This is a genomic window from Mailhella massiliensis (assembly GCF_900155525.1).
GTDB classification, from domain to species: Bacteria; Desulfobacterota; Desulfovibrionia; order Desulfovibrionales; family Desulfovibrionaceae; genus Mailhella; species Mailhella massiliensis.
On sequence record NZ_LT706946.1, the window covers coordinates 1 to 1,348 of the forward strand.

A 1,348-nucleotide genomic window follows, 5' to 3' on the forward strand; every position below is an offset into this window, starting at 1 on the left:
TGTTCGGCCGACTCAAGGATTGGCGCAGAATAGCCATGCGTTATGACCGTTGTGCCCACACGTTCTTTTCGGCTATTTGTCTCGCTGCCATTGTCATCTTTTATATTTAATGAGTCCTGAACCTAGGGAACGGAAATTCCTTGTTTTCAGGCTCCACCTATCCTGTCGGGTATCTTTCCATATCGGAAGGAGCTTGAGGCAGGAAACAGGGCCGTTGTATGACCTGGGGGGAAAGTTTTTTTCGTTGAGGAGGCAGAAGCTTTGTTTTTTTTTGGGGGGGGGAAGGCTGGGAAAATCTGCCTTCAAGAGCGGGCCGGCAGGCTTGTGTTTTCCCTGAAGAGAATGCTCTAGAGAGGTGGTATCTTTCCTGAAGCAGCGAGCGGGAAGTCCCCTATGAGCGCGTGGACTGCGCTCTGAGCCGTCGGTATCTTGGAAGTAGTTTTCCATGCTGGAGAGTCGCCGTTTATCGCCAGAGGAAAAAAGCGGCCTTCTGACCCAGGTCTATTGCCGGGGGAATACGCCCGGGAAGGGAACAATGCGGCATTGCGGTATATCCGCTGGATGCTGAAAGAAGGCTGAGGGGGCTGATGCTTCTCGCTGAACGTGAACGGATCATAAGAAAACGGGCAATTCGCGCTTTGGTGTTTGAACCCGGTGCCTCAGACATCATCCTTCCTTGCCGGAATAAGACGAGGGAGGGAAGAGAGGAAGCCGGACGGCAAAGGATTTTTCCGCGAAGATGAAACAGGCTCGACAGAACTTGCTTCTTTTCTCGTTCGATACAAGAGCGTCTTATGCGTAACACGCTCCCAGAAGCCCGACAGACAGGATCGACAGGGGAATACTCAGGAGAGGCGGGACGGGTAGCCAGGAAACCGGTAATCGGTTCCGGTATGCACGGAGATGTCTTCCTGCCATAGGAGTCCGATGAGGCCAAGAGGCTTTCGGTATGCTGCGAGAACGTGGTACTGCCGGTATTTTTTTGCTGCTCTCGTCGGTTTTGTGCGTTCCTGGAGGAGATTTCGCCAAAGGATGAGGAGGGTTTCTTCCTGACTGCTTTTTGAAAATGAGAGCGTACGGGGAAAAAAACGTGATGTTGTTATAGAAAATAGGATATAAAAATATTTTTTAAATACAGCAGGTTATGTTTATATTTCTATAAAAGGAAAATTTTTTTAAAAAACTTCGGCAAAAGTTGTTGACAGCGGAGGCGAAAAGGTACATAAAGCAACACCGCCGCGAGTGAGCGGCACGGTTCTTTGACAAGTGAAGAGCGAGTTGGGAAATAGAGCTTTGAGTTCGATTTGAGAACTTTGGTTCTCTGAATCAAATACTTTTCAACTGGAGA

Annotated in this window: 1 protein-coding gene and 1 pseudogene; one reads left to right on the forward strand and one right to left on the reverse strand. The window is 49.2% G+C overall.

Annotation, left to right across the window (positions count from 1 at the left end):
- Nucleotides 1-110, forward strand: a pseudogene (locus CZ345_RS16535) (IS5/IS1182 family transposase); the annotation flags it as partial.
- A gap of 1,046 nt (nucleotides 111-1,156) precedes the next feature.
- On the opposite strand, the gene CZ345_RS17160 reads toward CZ345_RS16535, so the two are convergent.
- Nucleotides 1,157-1,348 (reverse strand): hypothetical protein (locus CZ345_RS17160; protein WP_204224232.1); only part of this gene is annotated, 192 nt, incomplete at its 5' end.